Source organism: Curtobacterium pusillum, from assembly GCF_007680845.1.
Classification (GTDB): domain Bacteria; phylum Actinomycetota; class Actinomycetes; order Actinomycetales; family Microbacteriaceae; genus Curtobacterium; species Curtobacterium pusillum_B.
In genome coordinates this window covers 302217-320587 of record NZ_VEIY01000002.1, presented here as the reverse complement: position 1 = coordinate 320587, position 18371 = coordinate 302217, and the positions used below count along the sequence as shown (strand labels likewise).

Sequence of the window (18371 nt, the reverse complement as noted above, 5' to 3'; positions counted from 1 at the left end):
GACTCGACATGTACTCCATGGACGACGACACCAACCACAACGACCACCGCCCGCGCGGCCCCCGCTTCGGCGGCGCGCGGCAGCACCACGGCGCCGGCTTCCCCGGCCGCGACCGCGGTGACCACGACCACGGCGGCCGCGGCGGCTTCGGACCGGGCTTCGGCCGCGGGTTCGGCGCCGGCTTCGGCGGCCCGGGCTTCGGCGGCCCCGGCTTCGGGGGTCCCGGCTTCGGCCGGGAGCGCCGACGTCGCGGCGACGTCCGCCTCGCGATCCTCGGCCTGCTGGCCGAGGGCCCGCAGAACGGGTACGCCGTGATCAAGACGATCGCCGAGCGCACCGGCGGCGCCTGGAAGCCGAGCCCCGGCTCGGTCTACCCGACGCTCCAGCAGCTCGTCGACGAAGAGCTCGTGGTCTCCACGGGCGACGGTCGCAAGACGCTCTTCGAGCTCACCGACGCCGGCAAGGCCGAGGCCGAGGCGAAGGCGGACGAGATCGCCGCGGCGTTCGAGGCGCCGGGCATGCCCGACGCGCAGCGCGAGTTCATCGAGGCGCTCCGGAAGACCATGGGCGTCCTGCACATGTACCGGACGACCGCGACGGAAGAGCAGGCCAAGGCCGCCACGGCCAAGGTCGACCAGCTCCGCAAGGACCTGCTGCAGATCCTCGCGGACTGACGCGACCAGAACGGGACGGGAGGCGCGGTGCCAGCTGGCACCGCGCCTCCCGTCCGTCGTCGTTCCGCGACCTACGTCATCTCACGGATGACACCGGGCCCGGCCGTCGGGATGCTGGTGACGTCCGACGAGAAGAGGCAGCCATGACCGACCAGGCGGACCGACGGACCAACTGGCGAGCGGTCGCGGCACTCGGCCTCGGCGCGTTCGCCATCGTCTCCGCCGAGTTCCTCCCGGTCGGGATGCTCGCGGACGTCTCGAGCGACCTCCGCGTGACCCTCGGCGCCGCCAGTGCCATCGTCCTCGTCCCCGGACTCGTGGCGGGCCTCGCAGCGCCCGTGGTGGTGACGCTCGTCCGCGGACTGGATCGTCGCAGACTCGTCCTCGCCCTGACCGCGCTCCTCGTCCTGTCGGACGTCATCACCTGGCTCGCGCCGGACTTCGCGGTCCTCCTCGCGGCTCGGGTCCTGGTCGGGCTCGCGCTCGGAGGGTTCTGGGCCGTCGGCCCGAGCCTCGGAGTCCGCCTCGCCACGCCCGAGCAGGCGAAGGTGGCGACGTCGATCGTCCTCGCGGGGATCTCGGCCGGCACGGTGCTCGGGCTGCCGATCGGGCAGGTGGTCGCAGCGTTGTCGGGGTGGCGCACCGTGTTCATCGGGGCAGCCGTCGTCGGAGCGATCGTGCTCGTCCTGCAACTGGTGTGGTTGCCGTCGATCGCGACTGCCTCACGGGTGACGGCGAGTGATCTGGTCGACGTGGTGCGGCGGACGAACTCACGTGCCGTGCTCATCGTGACCGCGATCGGGTTCACCGCGCAGCTGATGGTCCAGACGTACATCAGCATCTACCTCACGCGGATCGGGACCCTGACGCCCGAAGGGTCGAGTGTCGTCCTGCTCGTCTACGGCGTCGTCGGCCTGGTGGGGAACCTCATCGCGCCGCGGGTCCGGATGTCGCTCCCGCGGCTCTACGCCGTGACTGCGGCCCTCGTCGGCGTCGTGTTCCTGGTCATGCCGTTCCTCGCGGGGCGCTCCTGGCTGGCGATCGCCTTCGTGGTCGTCTGGGGGCTGCTCTGGGGCGGGATCCCGTTCATGCTCCAGACGTGGACGATCTCGCCGACCCCCGAGGAGCCGGAGGCCGGCTCCGCCGTCCTCGTGACGTTCCTGCAGCTGTCCATCGCTCTGGGTTCGACGCTGGGCGGCGTCGTCCTCACCCTGGGCGGACTGAGCGGGATCCTGGTCGTCGCCGGCGCGCTCCAGCTCATCGGGGCGGCGTTCGCTCTCGCGCCCTCGGTCGCCACCAGAGCGCGGCGCGGCAGGACCGCGACGAGTTCCTCCTGATCGCCGTCGCTGCACCGGGGCCCGGGCCTGGAACGTGCCGGAACCGGTCAGGACGCCCCGGGCGTCCGGACGACGGCCAGGTTGAACTCGCCGGTTCGGTACTTCGCCACCAGCGCCCAGAAGAGCAGGCCCGTGTGCTCGATGGCTCGCGCCGCCGTGATGCCGCCGAGGTCGATGTGTGACTCGTCCGACCAGCCGATGGACTCGAGGACACTCCTGACGAGGAGCTTCGCCGTATCGTCGTCCCCCGCCAGGAAGGCCGTCGTCGCGCCGGCGAGCGAAGCCGGGTCCGCAGCCACGTAGCCGGCCATGTTGCTCAAGGCCTTCACGACGTGGACGCCCGGGAGCACTTCCTGGAGTCGCTCGCCCACACTCGAGTTCGGGAACACGAGCCCGCCCTCGTCGTCGAACGCGTTGCTCGCGTCGAGCAGGACCCTCCCCTGGAGCTCCGCGCCGAACGTTGGCAGCAGCTCGAGGGCGACGAGACCCGGCAGGGCGTTCACGACCAGCTCGGCACCGGAGACCGCCTCGCTGACGCTGACGATCTCGCCGGGGAGCTCGCCCCGGTCTCGTGGAGTCCGAGAACCGAACGTGACGCTGTGCCCGGCGTCGGCGAGTGCCGGCGCGAGGTCCGTCGCGAAGCGTCCCGTTCCGAGCACGGCGATCTTCATCCGTCGTCCTTCCTTCGGTTCGCAGGCAGCGGGAACGACCTCGTCGAGGCCTCGGAGCTCGGAGGAGCCACGTGGACAACGGTATCCATCCACAAGTCCCGCGCGTTCCGCCGAACTCGCCGTGGCGCCTGGTAGACACGGTGCATGGCCTCGCTGCGCACCCCCGACCCCGACTCCGGCTGGCTGTCCGACGAGGAACTCGCGAACGTCCGTCGTCGACTGCCCATCTGCTACGTCGAGGCGATCCCCGTCCGCACGGACGGCCTCGGTGCTGTGACCGAGGTCGGTGTGCTCCTCCGGGTGTCCCCGAGCGGCTCGATCGCCCGGACCCTCGTCTCCGGGCGGGTGATGTTCGGTGAGTCGATCCGCACGGCACTCTTCCGACACCTCGAGAAGGACCTCGGGCCGATGGCGTTCCCGCAGCTGCCGTCCAGCCCGACGCCGTTCACCGTGGCCGAGTACTTCCCGCTGCCCGGCGCCTCGGTCTACACCGACGAGCGGCAGCACGCGATCTCGCTGGCGTACGTCGTCCCCGTGACCGGGACGTGCGAGCCCCGGCAGGACGCCCTCGAGCTCACGTGGATGAGCCCGATGGAGGCGGCGTCCGACGCGGTGGCGGACGAGATGGAGGGCGGTCGCGGCGCACTCCTGCGGGCCGGGCTCGCCTCGGTCGGCGTCCTGCACTAGCCTGCGGCGCCCGCCGCCGCCGGCCCGCGCGCGAGCGGGCAACATCGGTCCCGCTCGGCCACCCCGCGCAGCAGATCCCGCCCGCTCGGCGGCCGCCACGCGGCGTGTTGCGCCCGCTCGGCGGACGCCACGCGGCGCCCAGTCCGCGCGCCGCCCGGGCCGTGCGCGTCCGTGCCGCCGCCCGCACGCCCGCGCGCGAGCGGGCAACATCGGTCCCGCTCGGCCACCCCGCGCAGCAGATTCCGCCCGCTCGGCGGACGCCGCGCGGCGTGTTCCGCCCGCTCGGCGAACGGACGGCCGGCCGCGCGGCGCCGGGCCGCCCGACCCCCAGGCCGTGCGCGTCCGTCCCGCCCGCAGCGCGCGTGTGCGAGCGGGCAACATGGGTCACGCTCGGCCACCCCGCGCAGCAGAACGTGCCCGCTCGGCGGACGACGGCGGCGTGTCGTGCCCGCTCGGCGGACCGCCCGGGCGCCTCGGGCCCGCGCACGACGAAGCCCCCGGGTCCGAACGGACCCGGGGGCTTCGCAGCGCGGTACTCGACCGGCTTACTTGTTCTCGCTCTTGAAGCTGTCGGCGACGCCGTGAGCGGCGTCCTTGACGTCGGTGACGCCCTGCTTGGCCGAGGCCTTGGCCTGGTCGGTCTGACCTTCGGTCTTCAGGCGGTCGTTGTCCGTCGTGTTGCCGACGGCTTCCTTGACCTTGCCTGCCGCCTTCTCAGCGGCGTTCTTGATGTCTTCGATCCCAGCCATAGGCACTCCTTCCAACAGCGGACGTTTCCCCGTCGGCCACTCGCGCGGCCTCCGGTGACCAGTACGGTACGCCCGCGAGGGCCAGCGTTCCGAGCCGACGTGGAGGTTGTCCCCCTGGCTCAGGAGCGTCGGGACCGGATCAGCGAGCGGAACCGGCGGGACGGGAGGCGCGGCGCGAGCCACGACGTGCGCCAGAGCCCGACTCGGAGCCGGCTCCACGACCGGCGGCGTAGCCACCGTCGGACGACCAGACCGGGGCGGACCCACCGCGGACGCCGTCGTTCGAGGCGCGACGGCTGCCGCCGCCCCGACGCTGTCCGCCGGCACCGGCACCGGCGCCCTGCGAGGCACCGCGTCCGGTCGAGCTCACGGCGTCGCCGCGACCAGCGCCGGCTGCGGCGCCGCCACGGCGGCCGCCCGAACGCGACGAGCTGCCAGCGGTGGCTGCCTGCGGGGCCTGCGCCGCGCCTCCAGACCGACCGCCGCGACCACGGCGACGACCGCCACCGTCACCGGCCGACTCGGCCGCGCGGGGCTGACGCTGACGCTGCTGCTGGACGGGCTGCTCCTCGACGTGGCGGACCGGAGCGACCTCGCCGACGAGCGTGGTGACGGCCGGCGAGTTCGCGGTGACCTGCTGCGGCGTGACCTTGATCGCGGCGGCACGCATCATCTGCGCGACGTCGCGACGCTCGGCGGGCATCGTCACCGTGACGACGTCGCCCGACGAACCCGCACGGGCCGTGCGGCCGGAGCGGTGCAGGTACGCCTTGTGCTCGGTCGGCGGGTCGACGTGCACGACGAGCTCGACGTTGTCGACGTGCACACCACGGGCGGCGACGTCGGTTGCGACGAGGACGAGGGCCTCGCCGGAGGAGAACTTCGCGAGGTTCCGCTCACGGGCGCCCTGCGACAGGTTGCCCTGCAGGTCCACAGCGGGGATGCCCTGGCTGGAGAGCTGCTTCGCGAGGCGCTTGGCGTGGTGCTTCGTGCGCATGAACAGGATGCGGCGGCCGGTGCCCGAGGCGAGCGTCCGGACGAGGTCCTTCTTCGCGTCGGCGTCGGCGACCTCGAACAGGTGGTGCGTCATGGCCTCGACGGGACTGGTCTCGTCGTCGACGGAGTGCATCACCGGGTTGTGCAGGAACTTCTTGACGAGCTTGTCCACGCCGTTGTCGAGCGTCGCGGAGAACAGCAGACGCTGCCCCTGCTCGGGCGTCGCCTGCATGATCTTCGTCACGCCGGGCAGGAAGCCCATGTCGGCCATGTGGTCGGCCTCGTCGAGGACGGTGACCTCGATGGCGTCGAGCTTGACGTGCCCCTGCTGCATGAGGTCGGCGAGGCGGCCCGGGCAGGCGACGACCACGTCGACCCCGCCGCGGAGGGCGTCGACCTGACGACCCTGACCGACGCCGCCGAAGATGGTCGTGGTGTTGAGGCCCATCGCCTTGGCGAGGGGAGCGAGCGTCGCGTCGATCTGCGTCGCGAGCTCACGGGTCGGGGCGAGCACGAGTGCACGCGGGCGGCCGGCGCGGCGCTGACGCGGGTTCGCCGCGAGGCGGGCGGCCAGCGGGATCGCGAAGGCGATGGTCTTGCCGGAGCCGGTGCGGCCACGGCCGAGCACGTCCTTGCCCTTGAGTGAGTCGGGGAGCGTGTCCGCCTGGATGGGGAACGCGGTCTCCTTGCCCTGCTGGGCGAGGACGGCGGCCATGGGGGCGGGGACGCCGAGGTCGGAGAAACGGATGTCTTCGGTGGTCATGGTGACCTTTCGAGCCGGAGTTCACCGGCTGTGGGCGCACTTGCGAGGCAGCGCGCGGGCGGGATGCGCGCCAACGGGTGTGGCTGGCGCAGTCGCCGCAGCAGAGAAGCCTGGGCACCTTCGGGAGGTGCTCGATCATCGACCAACGAGCGGTCGGGAGTTCGGGGCGTCCGTACGACGCACGAGGCGATCGGCGCCTCGAGTACGTCCATCATAGCGTGCGAGGATTCCCGCGTGCGAGAACGGATCGTCCTGCTGGGGATCGCGATGGCTGCGGTGGCGGTGGTCGGGCTCGCCGGATGCACTGCGCAGCCCTCGTCCGGCGGGTCCTCGGCCGGCGGGTCTGCGGCGGGCGGGTCTGGGGCTCCCCACACGTACGAGAACCTGCCGACGTCCGGGATCCCCGACTACCAGCTCGGCGGCGGGTACACGCCCCCGTCCGGCGTGACGATCGTGGAGCGGGACAGCACCGACCACCCGGCCGCCGGGAAGTACTCGATCTGCTACGTCAACGGCTTCCAGACGCAGCCGGACGACGCGTCGATGTGGAAGCGGGATCACCCCGCCGCCCTGCTGCGGGACGACGACGGCCAGCCCGTGTCCGACCCGGGCTGGCCGGACGAGATGCTGCTCGACACCTCGACCGCGGCGAAGCGGACGGAGATCGTGACCGTCCTGACGAGGTCGATCACCCGGTGCGCCGACCGCGGGTTCGACGCGGTGGAGTTCGACAACCTCGACTCGTGGACCCGTTCGCACGGTGCGCTCACCCGGACGGACAACCTCGCGCTGGCGTCGGCACTGGTCGCGGCGGGGCACGACCACGGGCTCGCCGTCGGGCAGAAGAACACGCCGCAGCTCGGGGCCTCGGGGCGGAAGACCACGGGGTTCGACTTCGTCGTCGCCGAGGAGTGCGTGCACTACCAGGAGTGCTCGGCCTACACGAAGGCCTACGGGGAGCACGTGATCGACATCGAGTACTCGGACGAGACCGACCGGTCGTGGTCGTCGGTCTGCGCCGGCGACGACCGCCCGGCCATGACGATCCTCCGCGACCGGGACCTCGTCACGCCGTCGAGCGACGACTACGTGTTCGAGCACTGCTGACGCACGCGGGGCCGGCTGTCAGGCTGGCCAGACCTCCCGCAGCGCCGCCACGGCCTGGTCCGCCGACAGTCCGGCGTCCCGCGCGGCGAGGGCCAGGGCCCGCGCGGCGTCCGTCACCGGTTCCGGCACCTCCGCCGGCCGGACCACCCGGGTCCCGGCGCCGCGGGCGGTCTGCACGAGACCGGACTCCTCGAGGAGTTGGTAGGCCTTCGCGACCGTCCCCGCCGCGAGCCCGAGCTCGTCCGCGAGGCCCCGGACACTCGGCAGCCGAGCTCCGTCCACCAGGTAGCCGGCGGTGATCTGCGCCGCGATCTGCGACCGCACCTGTTCGAACGGCGGCACCCGGCCACCGACGTCGAGAGCCACCAGGCCCGTCCCGCTCATGTGCACCACCCTAGAAGTCGTACTGCTCGCCGACGGGGATCGGGACCGCGACCGTGTTGCCCGGAGGGGCGAGCGGGCACGCCCAGGCGGGGTCGTACGCGCACGACGGGTTGTAGGCGAAGTTGAAGTCGAGCACGAGCTCGCCGTCGTCACCGCCGAGGTCCGCGCCCTTGATCGTGTCGAGGAGGTAGCGCCCGCCGCCGTAGGTCCCGCGGGCCTTCCCCGCGCTGGCGTCCTTGACGGGGATGAACACCCCGCCCGCGTACCCGCCGTGCGACCACACGTCGAGGGTGCCGATGCCGGCCAGGGTCACGACCCCGAGCCGCTCGAAGTGCACGATGCCGTCCGTCCCGGTCTCGACGTCCATCGCCGTCAGTTCGGCGGGTTCGATGCGGGCCCGGAAGCGCCATGCGGGGTCGTAGTCCGGGACGGGGAGCGACTCGAAGTCGCGGGCGTCCTCGTCGAGGAGCGGACTCGCGGGGTGCTCCCCGAACATCGCGTCCCGCGTCTCGCGCCACATCGCGTGGGCGGTCTCCGGATCGGTCGTCGCCCGCACTCGGCGGTACAGGTCGAACGTCATGCGCCGCCAGTCCACGGTGGCGAGCGTGCTGTGCACGCGGTCGTCGGTTGCCGGCGGGGGCGTCTGGCTCACGCTCCGAGCGTACGCCCGGTCCGTCGGCGAGCACCAGGACTCGCGGGTCCCGGCCGATCCGCAGGTGTCGGCCTGGAGGCGCGGTGCGGCTCCGTCGGTCAGGCCGCGGCCCGACGTGGTCGCCGCCACTCGGGTGCGAGCTGTCGCATCCGCAGCGCGCGCCACTGCCAGATCACCCACATCCCCGGCCAGAGCAGGACGCCGAGCACCGCGGGACGCATCCGGTAGCTCAGTCGGTCGACGAGGAGGGTGCGACCGTCCCCGAGGTCGACCGTCGCCATCCGGTGCTGCATGGTCATCCGTCCGAAGAGGCCGCTCGTCCCGCCCCCGTTGTCGCGCTGCACGGGGACACCCTGGACGTCGTAGAGGTCGAGGTCCACGTGCGTGTCGCCGCTCGGGACGACCCCGAACGCGCTCGCCGTGATCGGGTGCGGCTGCCCGGGCACCCAGCGTGCGGGGAACCCGTTCGGGTCGCGGGACCGGTACACGAGGAACGGCTTCGTCACCGCCACCATGACCGCCGGGGAGAGCAGGGCATCGCGCACGGCGTCGACCGGTGCGTCGAGGGTGATCCGGAGGCCGACGTGCATGGCGCCGACGGTACTCGCGCCAACTGATATGTCACACTTCTCGGCATGCGATCCCTTCCGTACGCTTTCCTCGTCCTGCCCGCTGCACTCGTCGCCACCCTCGCGGGCTGCTCGCCGGCGACGCCCGAGACGGCCCCGCACGACCCCGGATCAGCGTGGTCCTACGTCGGTGCCGAGGGGCCCGACAGCTGGGGTGACCTGGCGGAGGACTACGCGCCGTGCTCCTCCGGGAAGCGGCAGTCCCCGATCGACCTGCCGGCGCCGGAGCGCGGGGCAGCGCTCGACCTGATCGGTACCGGTCCGGTGCGCGGCGTGACGGCCGACAACGGGCACACGGTGCAGTTCACCGCGGACGACGGCGCGACGACCACGATCGGCGGCGACGACCTGCAGCTCGTGCAGCTGCACTTCCACGCCGGGTCCGAGCACACCGTCCGCGGCGAGGCCTCGGCCGCCGAGTTCCACTTCGTCCACGCCGATGCACGCGGCGACCTCACCGTCGTCGGGGTCCTCGCCGAGCGCGGTCGGCACAACGCCGCGTACGACAGCTACCTCGCCGGCGCGACGTCCGGCGCTGGACGCGCCAGCACCGTGGTCGTCGAGGCGATGCTGCCGGAGTCGCGCTCCTTCGTGACGTACGAGGGTTCCCTCACCACGCCGCCGTGCACCGAGGGGGTGCGGTGGATCGTGCTCGAGGAGCCGATCGAACTCGGCCCGGACCAGCTCGCCGCGCTCGAGGCAGCGCACGTCGAGAACGCACGACCGACACAGCCCACCGGCGACCGGACCGTGCGTCACGAGCTCTGACGCGCGCCGGGGCGGGGCGGGGCGGTCAGGCGTGCCGGGCGGACCGGCGGCGGGAACCTTCCGCCCGGTCGTGCTGACGGAGGCGTTCCGCCAGCGAGAGTCGCACGGTCGGCCACTCCGACGCGATGATCGAGAACACCACGGTGTCCCGCAGGGTGCCGTCGCGGCCGATCGAGTGGTTCCGGAGGACGCCGTCCTGCTTCGCCCCGAGGGCCGCGATCGCCGCCCGCGACTGCAGGTTGTGCCAGTGCGTCCGGAACTCGACCGCGATGCACTGCCAGACGTCGAACGCGTGGGACAGCATGAGGAGCTTCGCCTCGGTGTTCACGCCCGACCGCTGGGTGGACTTCGACAGGAAGGTGGCGCCGATCTCCGCCCGACGGTTGCCGGTGTCGAGGTTCAGGAACGTCGTGGAACCGACCACCCGACCGGTCGGGCGGTCACGCACCGCGAGCGGCACCATGCGCCCCGCTGCCTGTTCCGCCAGACGTCGGTCGATCTCGTCGTCGACCTGCGCCGGAGCCGGGACCGAGGTGTACCAGGTGCGCCAGAGATCGCCGTCCGCGACCGCCGCCCGGAGGTCGTCCGCGTGCTCCGGAGCGAGGGGCTCGAGCGTCACGCGGTCGCCGGTCAGGGTGGGTGCGGGGGCGATCTCCATGGCATGGAATCCTACGGTCGCCGACCGGGCCGGATCGCTGACGCCGGGTGACCTGTGGAAAAGATCAGGGACCTGGCGGCGGCTATCGTGGCTCGGGTGGCAGCACGCACGCAGCAGAAGTACCAGGTCCGCTTCGCCTGGGGGACCGGGGGAGCGGCACGCATCGCTCCCGACACCCACCTGCTCGTCTGGGTCGACGTCCTGCCGGCCCGCGCCGGACGTGACGACGGCGACCGTCGACGGGAACTGCGCTCCCTCGCCTCGCAGTTGCCGGACGGTCCGGAGGTCGTGCTCGGCCACCTCGGGAACGCGCGCGCCGTGGCGGAACGCGTGACGCGCCTCCAGGCCGAACGCGGTGACCGGTGCGTCGTCGCGATCGTCGCCGCCGGACGCCACCACGCACCCGGTGACGACGCGGCCGAGGCGGCGGGCGAAGCCGCCGACGTGCCGGACGCTCCGGACTTCGCGGTCGAGGACCTCCTCGCTGCCGGCGCCCTCGTCGACGCGCTCGCCGAGGTCGGGATCGACCACACCTCGCCGGAAGCAGCGGCGGCCTGCGCGGCGTACACGGGGCTGCGGCGGGCGGTGAAGCACCTGGTGAGCGCCTCGGAGGCTGCTGCCGCGCTCGGACCGGCCGACGTGCACGCGGCGCTCGCCGCGGACGGTGAGCTCGTCACCCTGCGGGAATCGAACACGCGCGCGTAGCGTTCCGGACGTCACCCGAAGCACGAGCGAAGGAGCACGCCATGAAGGCAGTCGTCGGAGACACCGTGATCGCCGAGGCCCCGCAGGAGGACCTCATCCAGATCGAGGGCAACTGGTACTTCCCGCCGTCGAGCGTGAAGTCCGAGCTGTTTACCGAGAGCCCCACCCAGTACCACTGCCCGTGGAAGGGCGACACGCAGTACTACACCGTGAACGTCGACGGGCAGGCGCTGCAGGACAACGCGTGGTCGTACCCGACGCCGATCCCCTCGTCGTTCGACCGCGTGGGCAAGGACTACTCGGGGTACGTGGCGTTCTGGAAGGGCGTGCGCGTCGTCGAGTGACGCGTGACGGGCGCGCGTGGCGCGTGTGGAACCACGTTTCCGACGTCGAACCAGGCCGCGGGCCCGGTTCGACGTCGGTTCCGTGGTTCGACCCGGGCGGCGGCGCGTGGCGCTCGGTGGGGCCTCAGCCGGCCAGCGTGAGCACCACGAGCGCGACGTTGAGCGCGACGATCACCAGCGCGATGACCCCCGCGACGACGCGGGTGGTCATCGCGTTGACGTCCGCGCCCATCACGCTCCGCCGTGAGGTGTAGACCACCAGCGGCACGATCGCGAACGCGATCCCGAAGCTCAGCACGACCTGGCTCACCACGAGCAGCATCGTCGCGTCGGCGTTCACCGCGAGCAGGACGATCGCCGGCACCAGCGTCACGATCCGCCGCACGACGAGCGGCACCCGGACGTGCAACAGGCCGTGCATGATCTCCGCGCCGGCCATGCAGCCGACCGAGGTCGAAGCGAGTCCCGACGCGAGCAGCCCCACCGCGAAGAGCACGCCGACGGTCGGCCCCACGTGGGTCGCGATCGCGGCCTGCGCTCCCGGGATCGAGTCCGTGCCCGGGACACCGGGCAGGGTCGCCGCCGCCAGCACGAGCATGGAGATGTTCACGCCACCGGCGACGATCAGCGCCAGCCCGACGTCCCACCGCGTCGCGACGAGCACGCGGCGGCGCTCGGGTCCGGCCGGGACGTCACCGTGCCGGTCGCGCGCCAGGGCGGAGTGCAGGTAGACCGCGTGCGGCATCACCGTCGCCCCGAGCATCGACGCGGCGAGCATCACCGACTCGGAGCCCTCGAAGCGCGGCACCACGCCGGCGAGGAGTTCGCCGGGCGAGACGTGCGCGAAGAGCAGTCCCGCGCAGAACCCGATCGTGAGGATCGCGAGCATCGCGGTGACCACGGCCTCGAACGTGCGGGTGCCGCGGCGGTTGTGCAGCGTGAGGAGGAGCATCGACACCACGCCGGTGATGAGCCCGCCGGCGACGAGCGGCAGCCCGAACAGCAGGTGCAGGGCGAGCGCGCCGCCGATGACCTCGGCGATGTCCGTGGCGGCCGCGACGATCTCGGCCTGCGCCCAGAACAGCAGCCGCGGCGTTCGCTTCATGCGGAGACCGAGGTGCTCCGGGAGGGACTTGCCGGTGACGACGCCGAGCTTGGCGGAGAGGTACTGCACGACGACGGCGCTGGCGTTGGCGGCGACGAGGACCCAGAGCAGGAGGTAGCCGTACTTCGCGCCGGCGGTGAGGTTCGCGGCGACGTTGCCGGGGTCCACGTACGCGATCGCCGCGACGAACGCGGGGCCGAGGAGGGTGAGACCGGCGGCGCGCTTCCGAGGCGAGGTGGCCTCGGTGGGGCGGGCGGCGGTGTCGGTCATGAGGACCAGTGTGCCAGAGGATTCGGCGTGCCGAATTCTTGTTTTCGACGGATGTGCACATCGCGAGCCCGTCGTTGCTCTGCAGCGTCCGTCCCACGGGCCTACTGGTCGTGCGGAACGGTGCGGACCACCTCCACCTCGAAGCTTCGGACGGACGCGATCTGCCGGCCAGCACGCTCCGCGAGCCGGCGATCGAACCCGTCGTCGGCGGTGGCACCGAGCAGACCATCGGAGAAGACGCGCAGGACATCGGTCCCGTTCCACGAGGAGTACGGCTCGGCGACCTCCACGTCCTCTCCCTCGACGACGGCCACCGAGCCGACGGTCCGAGATCCGCCGATCTCGTCCTCGTCTCGCGGGGCCCGCAGAGCGAACACGAACTCGTCGCCGACGCGTTCCGGCAACGGCGACACCGTCTGGATGACCAGCGGAACTCGTTCGTCGCCGAGGACCGCCGCGTTGGATCCGTCAACGGGACGCCAACTGCCGTTCACGCACGCGTACCTGCCACGCAGGATCTCGGCCGGACCTGCTTGCGCGACCGTCATCCGGTACGGGGCGATCGGCCCGATTGCAGCTCGCGGCGCCCAGAACGCGGTTCGGCCCCGGTACATCGGGCCGAACGGTACATCGATGATGCGTTGACCACGTCGCGCGAGCGGTGATGTGTCCGCGACGGTCACCCAGCAGTCGTCGCCCTGTGACCAGAGGACGTCGACGGGCGTGTCGAGCAGGTACCCGAGTCCCCGGTGCCACTCGACCGGACCGTCGACCTCCGTCCCGTCGCGGGCAGTCCAAACGATCCGCGGAGCCGTCGTCAACGGCGGGTGTGGATCGAGGCCGGCAAGGAGCACGCCCTCCTTCGTCGCCGGTCCGAACGTGTTCTGCGAGGCCGCCCAGTCCGCGACGGACTCGACGTTCCGCAGGCCATCGAGCTCGGCGGGGTCGTCCACCTCGTGCCGGAACTGACCGGACCGCTCGTCCGCAGGGACCACGCCGACCGCGCGCAGCCAGCCAGGGTCTCCGGCTCCGGTGACGGTGACGCGATCGTCGATGACATGCACCGACACGTGGAGACCCCTCCACCAGCCGGTGATGTCCCGCTGGAGGTGTTCCGGAGGCCCATCCGTCACGAGCGCGTCCGCGCTCTCACCCTGGAGCAATCGTTCGTTGCCGTCCGAGAACGGGCGACGCGCTGTCGCCTCCCCGTCGAGAGTGTGCTGGAGGTGTCGGGTCATGGGAACACCGACCAGGTCGACGTCACCGCGGTTCCGAGCCCTCATCGTCTCCCCGGCCCTGCGCTCGGGTGCGTCCGAGTGCCGTCGCTGCCGACGACGTCGGACTCGAGTCCGACGAGGTCGGTCGGTCGGACGCGCGCTGTCGCTCGGTCACCTCGTCGAACGAAACGGAGTGTGGCTCCGTCCTCCGCACGGACAGCCCTCGCCCTCCCGTCCGCCGCCCGGACCTCCAGCGTCGCCGACTGTTCGACGTTCCAGGGCTCGTCGACGATCACCGACACGTCGCCGACCCGCGCGGTCGTCCGGATCGTGAGATGGCGGTCGACCGCGTCTCGGGCGATCCGTTTGTCCGCTCGTGACCGCTCGGTCAGCACGTCCGAGGACAGGATGGTCCAGCTCGGATCCGGCGCGGTCGGTGACCAGACGTGCAGCACCGTCTGCCCATCGCCGATCGTCCCCGGGAACCACCCGTCCGCGGTGTGCAGGTACGTCCCGGCCAGGATCGCGGTGAGGCCGTCCGTCGAGTCCCACCGGCGAGTGACGTCGGCGGTCCGCACGAACCCCGAGGTGTCCGACCAGAACAGATCGACCTGGTCGTCGACCAGAACTCACCGAACGCCCGTGCGCCGCCGGGCCGACCCTCGGAGGAGCTCACCGCGGTGAGGACGCTGCGCTCGACCGATCGGAGTCGCTCGGCCGGCCGCTCTTGGTGCTCGCCGAGCTGGCGTCGCCAACCGCGGTCGGTACCCGGGGCCGCCGGGGTCCCGTCGAGCCCGACGACGACGCCGTCGAGCGGCGCGGACGAGGAGGTCGGCACCACGTCGAAGCTGCGGAGTGCCGCTTCCCCGGCGAAGGGGCCGAGCGCTTCCTCGTCGCACGATGCATCGAAGCGCAGCTCGTCGGTGAAGGACCGGATGGCCACGAGCGCACTCCCGTCGACGCCGTGGGCGGTGAACCGTCCGCGTTCTTCCTCGACTCCTGTGGGGAGCGGTGGGCCGTCCCTGGAGACGGTACCGAACAGGCTCAGTCCGCCGTCACGGCCTCGGACGCGTCGACCGCGATGCCGTTCCACCACCCTGTCGTGCGCCGCTCGACGATCCGGAGCCCGGCTCGGGGGATGGAGACCGGGACGGCATCGCGGACGATCACGTGGTCATCGCCCGCAACGAGGAGGCCGAGACGGCCGGTCGCCACCAGCTCGCCCCCTGCCCACGCGCAGGCGGTCGAGCCGAGGACGGTGCGAGGGTCCGCCACCGTGTCCGCATCCTCAGACAGCGCCGGGCCAGCCGGGGACGCGCGTCTGTCGCACCTCGGCCTGGTCGACCGCGTTGAGCGGCAGGGTCGCTTCGTACCAGTCCGCGTCGAGCTTCGTGAGCCGGAGCCCCTCGTTCAGCCGGTAGTCGTGCTGCAGTGAGATCGCCACCGTGGCACCCGTGCCCGACTCGGTGCGGACCTGGTCGGCGAGCCGCAGCTCGAGGCCGTTCCAGTGGACTCGGCAGTCCAGCTCGTAGTAGTCCTCGACCTCGGCGGTCGGCACGACGCTGCTCCACACACCCGGGCTCGACTGGGTGAAGCCGTCTGCCTCGGCGGTGCGGTCCTGACGGATCAGCGCGGTGTGCGACCCGCCGTCGAGACGGTCCGCGACGTACTGCATGCCCCGGTGCACGGCGATGCCGCCCGAGAAGACCGAGACCTGGCGGGGCCGGACACGACGGTGCCGCTCGAGTTCCTCGCGGTACACCCAGCCGACGTGCGCTCCGGCATAGCGAGCCATGAAGACCACCTGACCGGTCGGCTCGTAGCGCCACATCTCGGTGCCGTAGGGCGGGCGGTGCGAGGGCATCCACGAGAGCGGCACGACGGAGTCAGTCGTCGCGACGAAACCGTTGCCCGTGAACGGCGGGTGGTCCACCCACCACCGGCCGAGGGCAGCGGCGGTCCGTGCGTCGTTCCCACCTCGGGCGGTCTCCACGAAGAGCTCGGAAGTGACGGGGAAGCGCAGGACGTCGATCGGTGCGGAGGCGTCGAAGGGCGAGCCCGGGTAGGCCAGCCCGTGCACGTCGATGAGATCTCGAGGGCCCTGCGCGCCGTCGACGGCAGCCACCGGGACGACGTACCCGGCGATCCGGTCGGCACGTCCGCTCGCGAACGCCGCGCTGAGTTGCGGCGTCAGTGCCTTCTGCGCGATCACCGTGTCCGCCATGGCACCCCTCCTGTCGTGGACCTCCAGCGTAGTGAAACGGCGCCCGTGGGCGTCGTGGTGGTCACACCCGTTCCTCCAGCACGTCCGTGAGGTCCGTCACCGCGACGGCGACCGCCCAACGATCGCCGGACGGAGGCAAGAACTCCAACGGAGCCGTCTCGAGGGTCCGGCTGTCGGGTCGTGTTCCGGTCCCGAGCACGACGGCACGGCCGCGGTCGCGCCACACGAGGTACGGCTGCGCCAGCTCGACCGGCAGACCGTTCCACCTGGCGGTCGTCCGGACCTCGGAGACCGGGCCGCACTCGTCGGTGGGCACCTCGACCACCGTGGTGTCGAGCCTGCGAGCACCCGTCGCGAACGCGGCAGCGAGGTCCGCAGGGCTGCGCAGCAGCAGGCCGGTGGCGCCCGGAGCGATGCGGAACGGCGGCGGCATCGACCCGATCGTGCGGTTCTCGAACCCGGGAGCGAGACCGTACGCCCGACCGTGCCATTCGGTCATCGGCCCGGCAGGCAGCACCGTCTGTCCGTCGCCGCTCCACTCCGACTGCATGGTCCCGACCATCCTCAGGCCTGCACGTGCACGGACGCGCACGCCTCCACGTGGCGACCCGACGAGGACTTGGTCGATAGCATCGAGCCCGTGCGGCGTCGCGAGGCACTCGTCGTCGCGCTCGCCCAGGACCTCCCACGCTGCGCCGGACACGTCCACTGCACGGAGCGTCCGGAACGACACCGGATCGGTCCGTTCATCCGTCGTGGACGGCTCGACGGCGACCCCGCTGTCGGAGAGTCCGAGGAAACTCGTGCGGGTCGTCACGGACCTGACCAGGCCGGGATCCTCCAGTTCCAGCCGGAACGCCCCGCCTTGGTCGGTCACCGAGAGGCCGAACGGTCTGAGGGCCGACGGGTCCGCACTGCCGCGCACGACGGTCACGCCGTGCTCCTCGGTCACCCGGACCGGGACGGTCCCCAGGAACGCCCGGACGTCCACCTCGCGCTCCCCCGCTCTGGGGCTCCTGCCGGTCACTTCGTGTCGAGGACGACCCAGTGGCCGTTGTCCATGACGGCGACGACATCCTGCGTGCCGTCGGAGTTGTATCGCCACATCTCGGCTCCGTCAGACAGCTGCGAGATCTGCAGCGTCGACTCCGGCACGGCGAGCGAGCCTTCACCGGCCCAGCCGTTACCGCGGTACGGGTTGCTCGGATCCGCCGCGTCGAAGTAGCGCTGTCCGTCACCGATCTGCAGCCCGCGATCGATCATCAGGTCGCGCCGCTGCGCCGGGGTCGCGGCGTCCCACGCGGCGCCACCGTCAGAACTGCCGACGCCGAACCTGTTCGACAAGTCCTTCGCGATGTCGTTCTCCACTCGCAGACCCGAGATGCTGGCCTGATCGAGCTGCGCACGCACGGCGAAGATGGGTTCCGAGCCGCTCCGCGAGAACATCGTGCCGTCGTAGCCGAGACCGAGGTTGCCGTAGAGGTCGCCGTGGCCGAGGTGGGCCACGTCGTCGAACCGAGCCACGAAGCCGCCCATCACTTGGACCGGGCCGTACGGATTGAAGTTCGGATCCCTCGGGCTGACGCCGTCGAACACGTCGGCGAGGTCGTCTCCCGCGAGGTGCCGGAAGTCAACCTTGAATGTGCCCATGACGTCGCCGGGGTTCACGACCTTCTGGAACGTCTCATTCGGCTGGAACCCCGGGGCGGCGTCGCGGATCGAGACGGCGGTGTGGAGTTCCGACGCATCGAGCTCGTCGAGGGGGCGCGAGACGAGGTGGTCGTAGTCGGCACGGGTCATACCGTGCTGAGCGAGGACCTGGTCGGTCGACGGGCTGAGCGGCACCGTCTGGCTCGGACGTGCGGCGCCCGGTGGGTACTGGGGCTCCCACGGGCGACCGTGCGATGCCTCCCAGTCCGCTCGGAACTGCGCACCCGGAGTGGTCGGAGCGTGCGCCGCGACTGCGGCTCCGGCACCTGCGGCCGCAGTACTGGAGTCTGCCGGTGCGTGTGCGGTGCCGGCGTCGGCATGCGCACCGGTCGCGGTGTCGGGGGTGGTGCGGACAGGGACAGCATCCGCGTGCGTGGCGTGGGGGTCGGTCGCGACGTCAGCCTCATGACCTGTGCCGTGGTCGGTCGGCGTCGATGTGTCCGCCTGGACGTGCGCCTCGGTCGACGCGAGGTCAGCCGTGGGGGGCGCGGTCATGTCGGAGGTGTCGTGGGGCGCGGTCGCCGCGTCGGTCGGGCGCGTCGGATCGCTGCCTCCGTCGTGCATCGTGTCCGCCGCCGGATGGTGCGCCGCATCGGGCCCCGCCTGGTGGGTGGGTCCGTCGACGCCCGTCGTGTCGTGCGAGGCGGCCGTGTCGGCAGACGTCGTCGCTTCGGTCGCCGTCGTGTCCGCGGGAGCGCTGCCACGGTGGTCGACCGGAGCG

20 protein-coding genes and 1 pseudogene are annotated in these 18371 nt (G+C 71.9%); 7 read left to right on the top strand and 14 right to left on the bottom strand.

Annotation, left to right across the window (positions count from 1 at the left end):
- Nucleotides 1-8 precede the first annotated feature (8 nt).
- Together FS825_RS05910 and FS825_RS05905 are read left to right on the top strand one after the other, a co-directional pair.
- Nucleotides 9-674 (top strand): PadR family transcriptional regulator, encoded by a 666-nt coding sequence (locus tag FS825_RS05910; protein ID WP_260981033.1) that lies wholly within the window; start codon nt 9-11, stop codon nt 672-674.
- Between the two features lie 143 nt (nt 675-817).
- A complete protein-coding gene (locus FS825_RS05905) occupies nt 818-2011 on the top strand; it encodes an MFS transporter (RefSeq protein ID WP_144711539.1) in 1194 nt (397 codons plus the stop codon).
- A gap of 47 nt (nt 2012-2058) precedes the next feature.
- Here the strand turns inward: FS825_RS05905 and FS825_RS05900 are convergent, their stop codons facing one another.
- Nucleotides 2059-2682 (bottom strand): NADPH-dependent F420 reductase, encoded by a 624-nt coding sequence (locus FS825_RS05900; protein ID WP_144711538.1) that lies wholly within the window; start codon nt 2680-2682, stop codon nt 2059-2061.
- A gap of 144 nt (nt 2683-2826) precedes the next feature.
- Here FS825_RS05900 and FS825_RS05895 point away from each other — a divergent pair, with 144 nt between their 5' ends.
- A complete protein-coding gene (locus tag FS825_RS05895; RefSeq protein WP_144711537.1) occupies nt 2827-3369 on the top strand; it encodes an NUDIX hydrolase family protein in 543 nt (180 codons plus the stop codon).
- Nucleotides 3370-3914: 545 nt separating this feature from the next.
- Here FS825_RS05895 and FS825_RS05890 read toward each other — a convergent pair.
- A complete protein-coding gene (locus FS825_RS05890) occupies nt 3915-4118 on the bottom strand; it encodes a CsbD family protein (protein ID WP_144711536.1) in 204 nt (67 codons plus the stop codon).
- A gap of 139 nt (nt 4119-4257) precedes the next feature.
- Nucleotides 4258-5877: a DEAD/DEAH box helicase gene (locus FS825_RS05885; protein WP_144711535.1), complete on the bottom strand. Its 1620-nt coding sequence runs from the start codon at nt 5875-5877 to the stop codon at nt 4258-4260.
- A gap of 234 nt (nt 5878-6111) precedes the next feature.
- Between FS825_RS05885 and FS825_RS05880 the strand changes: the two genes are divergently transcribed.
- Nucleotides 6112-6984 (top strand): endo alpha-1,4 polygalactosaminidase, encoded by an 873-nt coding sequence (locus FS825_RS05880; RefSeq protein WP_144711534.1) that lies wholly within the window; start codon nt 6112-6114, stop codon nt 6982-6984.
- Between the two features lie 18 nt (nt 6985-7002).
- Here the strand turns inward: FS825_RS05880 and FS825_RS05875 are convergent, their stop codons facing one another.
- The 3 genes from FS825_RS05875 to FS825_RS05865 all read right to left on the bottom strand — a co-directional run bounded on the left by FS825_RS05875 (nt 7003) and on the right by FS825_RS05865 (nt 8610).
- A complete protein-coding gene (locus FS825_RS05875) occupies nt 7003-7368 on the bottom strand; it encodes a GntR family transcriptional regulator (RefSeq protein ID WP_144711533.1) in 366 nt (121 codons plus the stop codon).
- 10 nt (nt 7369-7378) lie between these two features.
- Nucleotides 7379-7948, bottom strand: a complete 570-nt coding sequence (locus FS825_RS05870) for a DUF1684 domain-containing protein (RefSeq protein WP_144711858.1) — start codon at nt 7946-7948, stop codon at nt 7379-7381.
- A 170-nt stretch (nt 7949-8118) separates the two neighbouring features.
- Nucleotides 8119-8610, bottom strand: coding sequence for a hypothetical protein (locus FS825_RS05865; RefSeq protein WP_144711532.1), 492 nt, complete (start codon nt 8608-8610; stop codon nt 8119-8121).
- 45 nt (nt 8611-8655) lie between these two features.
- On the opposite strand from FS825_RS05865, the gene FS825_RS05860 reads away from it, so the two are divergent.
- Nucleotides 8656-9417, top strand: coding sequence for a carbonic anhydrase (locus FS825_RS05860; protein ID WP_144711531.1), 762 nt, complete (start codon nt 8656-8658; stop codon nt 9415-9417).
- A 25-nt stretch (nt 9418-9442) separates the two neighbouring features.
- On the opposite strand, the gene FS825_RS05855 is transcribed toward FS825_RS05860, so the two are convergent.
- The gene (locus FS825_RS05855) at nt 9443-10075 is read right to left on the bottom strand and encodes a GNAT family N-acetyltransferase (RefSeq protein WP_144711530.1); all 633 of its coding nucleotides are present in this window, start codon (nt 10073-10075) and stop codon (nt 9443-9445) included.
- A gap of 96 nt (nt 10076-10171) precedes the next feature.
- On the opposite strand from FS825_RS05855, the gene FS825_RS05850 reads away from it, so the two are divergent.
- The gene (locus tag FS825_RS05850) at nt 10172-10780 is read left to right on the top strand and encodes a 2-phosphosulfolactate phosphatase (protein ID WP_260981031.1); all 609 of its coding nucleotides are present in this window, start codon (nt 10172-10174) and stop codon (nt 10778-10780) included.
- A 41-nt stretch (nt 10781-10821) separates the two neighbouring features.
- Nucleotides 10822-11124 (top strand): DUF427 domain-containing protein, encoded by a 303-nt coding sequence (locus FS825_RS05845; protein ID WP_144711529.1) that lies wholly within the window; start codon nt 10822-10824, stop codon nt 11122-11124.
- Between the two features lie 124 nt (nt 11125-11248).
- Here the strand turns inward: FS825_RS05845 and FS825_RS05840 are convergent, their stop codons facing one another.
- The 7 genes and pseudogenes from FS825_RS05840 to FS825_RS18840 form a co-directional block, all read right to left on the bottom strand.
- Entirely contained in the window at nt 11249-12499 is a 1251-nt protein-coding gene (locus tag FS825_RS05840; protein WP_144711528.1) for an Nramp family divalent metal transporter, read from the bottom strand.
- A gap of 101 nt (nt 12500-12600) precedes the next feature.
- Entirely contained in the window at nt 12601-13569 is a 969-nt protein-coding gene (locus tag FS825_RS05835) for a hypothetical protein (RefSeq protein WP_144711527.1), read from the bottom strand.
- 209 nt (nt 13570-13778) lie between these two features.
- Nucleotides 13779-14111, bottom strand: a complete 333-nt coding sequence (locus FS825_RS05830; protein ID WP_144711526.1) for a hypothetical protein — start codon at nt 14109-14111, stop codon at nt 13779-13781.
- A 649-nt stretch (nt 14112-14760) separates the two neighbouring features.
- Nucleotides 14761-14991 (bottom strand): hypothetical protein, encoded by a 231-nt coding sequence (locus FS825_RS05825; protein WP_144711525.1) that lies wholly within the window; start codon nt 14989-14991, stop codon nt 14761-14763.
- A gap of 13 nt (nt 14992-15004) precedes the next feature.
- Nucleotides 15005-15940 (bottom strand): hypothetical protein, encoded by a 936-nt coding sequence (locus tag FS825_RS05820; protein WP_144711524.1) that lies wholly within the window; start codon nt 15938-15940, stop codon nt 15005-15007.
- Nucleotides 15941-16001: 61 nt separating this feature from the next.
- Entirely contained in the window at nt 16002-16874 is an 873-nt protein-coding gene (locus tag FS825_RS05815; RefSeq protein WP_144711523.1) for a hypothetical protein, read from the bottom strand.
- Between the two features lie 89 nt (nt 16875-16963).
- Nucleotides 16964-18371 (bottom strand): annotated as a pseudogene (locus FS825_RS18840) (hypothetical protein); the annotation flags it as partial.

Bases quoted from the DNA above. Each gene is read 5' to 3' on its own strand.
- FS825_RS05870 (WP_144711858.1), bottom strand. From the start codon at position 7,948: ATGACGTTCGACCTGTACCGCCGAGTGCGGGCGACGACCGATCCGGAG.
- FS825_RS05890 (WP_144711536.1), bottom strand. From the start codon at position 4,118: ATGGCTGGGATCGAAGACATCAAGAACGCCGCTGAGAAGGCGGCAGGC.
- FS825_RS05905 (WP_144711539.1), top strand. From the start codon at position 818: ATGACCGACCAGGCGGACCGACGGACCAACTGGCGAGCGGTCGCGGCA.
- FS825_RS05895 (WP_144711537.1), top strand. From the start codon at position 2,827: ATGGCCTCGCTGCGCACCCCCGACCCCGACTCCGGCTGGCTGTCCGAC.
- FS825_RS05910 (WP_260981033.1), top strand. From the start codon at position 9: ATGTACTCCATGGACGACGACACCAACCACAACGACCACCGCCCGCGC.
- FS825_RS05900 (WP_144711538.1), bottom strand. From the start codon at position 2,682: ATGAAGATCGCCGTGCTCGGAACGGGACGCTTCGCGACGGACCTCGCG.
- FS825_RS05845 (WP_144711529.1), top strand. From the start codon at position 10,822: ATGAAGGCAGTCGTCGGAGACACCGTGATCGCCGAGGCCCCGCAGGAG.
- FS825_RS05840 (WP_144711528.1), bottom strand. From the start codon at position 12,499: ATGACCGACACCGCCGCCCGCCCCACCGAGGCCACCTCGCCTCGGAAG.
- FS825_RS05885 (WP_144711535.1), bottom strand. From the start codon at position 5,877: ATGACCACCGAAGACATCCGTTTCTCCGACCTCGGCGTCCCCGCCCCC.
- FS825_RS05860 (WP_144711531.1), top strand. From the start codon at position 8,656: ATGCGATCCCTTCCGTACGCTTTCCTCGTCCTGCCCGCTGCACTCGTC.
- FS825_RS05855 (WP_144711530.1), bottom strand. From the start codon at position 10,075: ATGGAGATCGCCCCCGCACCCACCCTGACCGGCGACCGCGTGACGCTC.
- FS825_RS05865 (WP_144711532.1), bottom strand. From the start codon at position 8,610: ATGCACGTCGGCCTCCGGATCACCCTCGACGCACCGGTCGACGCCGTG.
- FS825_RS05875 (WP_144711533.1), bottom strand. From the start codon at position 7,368: ATGAGCGGGACGGGCCTGGTGGCTCTCGACGTCGGTGGCCGGGTGCCG.
- FS825_RS05820 (WP_144711524.1), bottom strand. From the start codon at position 15,940: ATGGCGGACACGGTGATCGCGCAGAAGGCACTGACGCCGCAACTCAGC.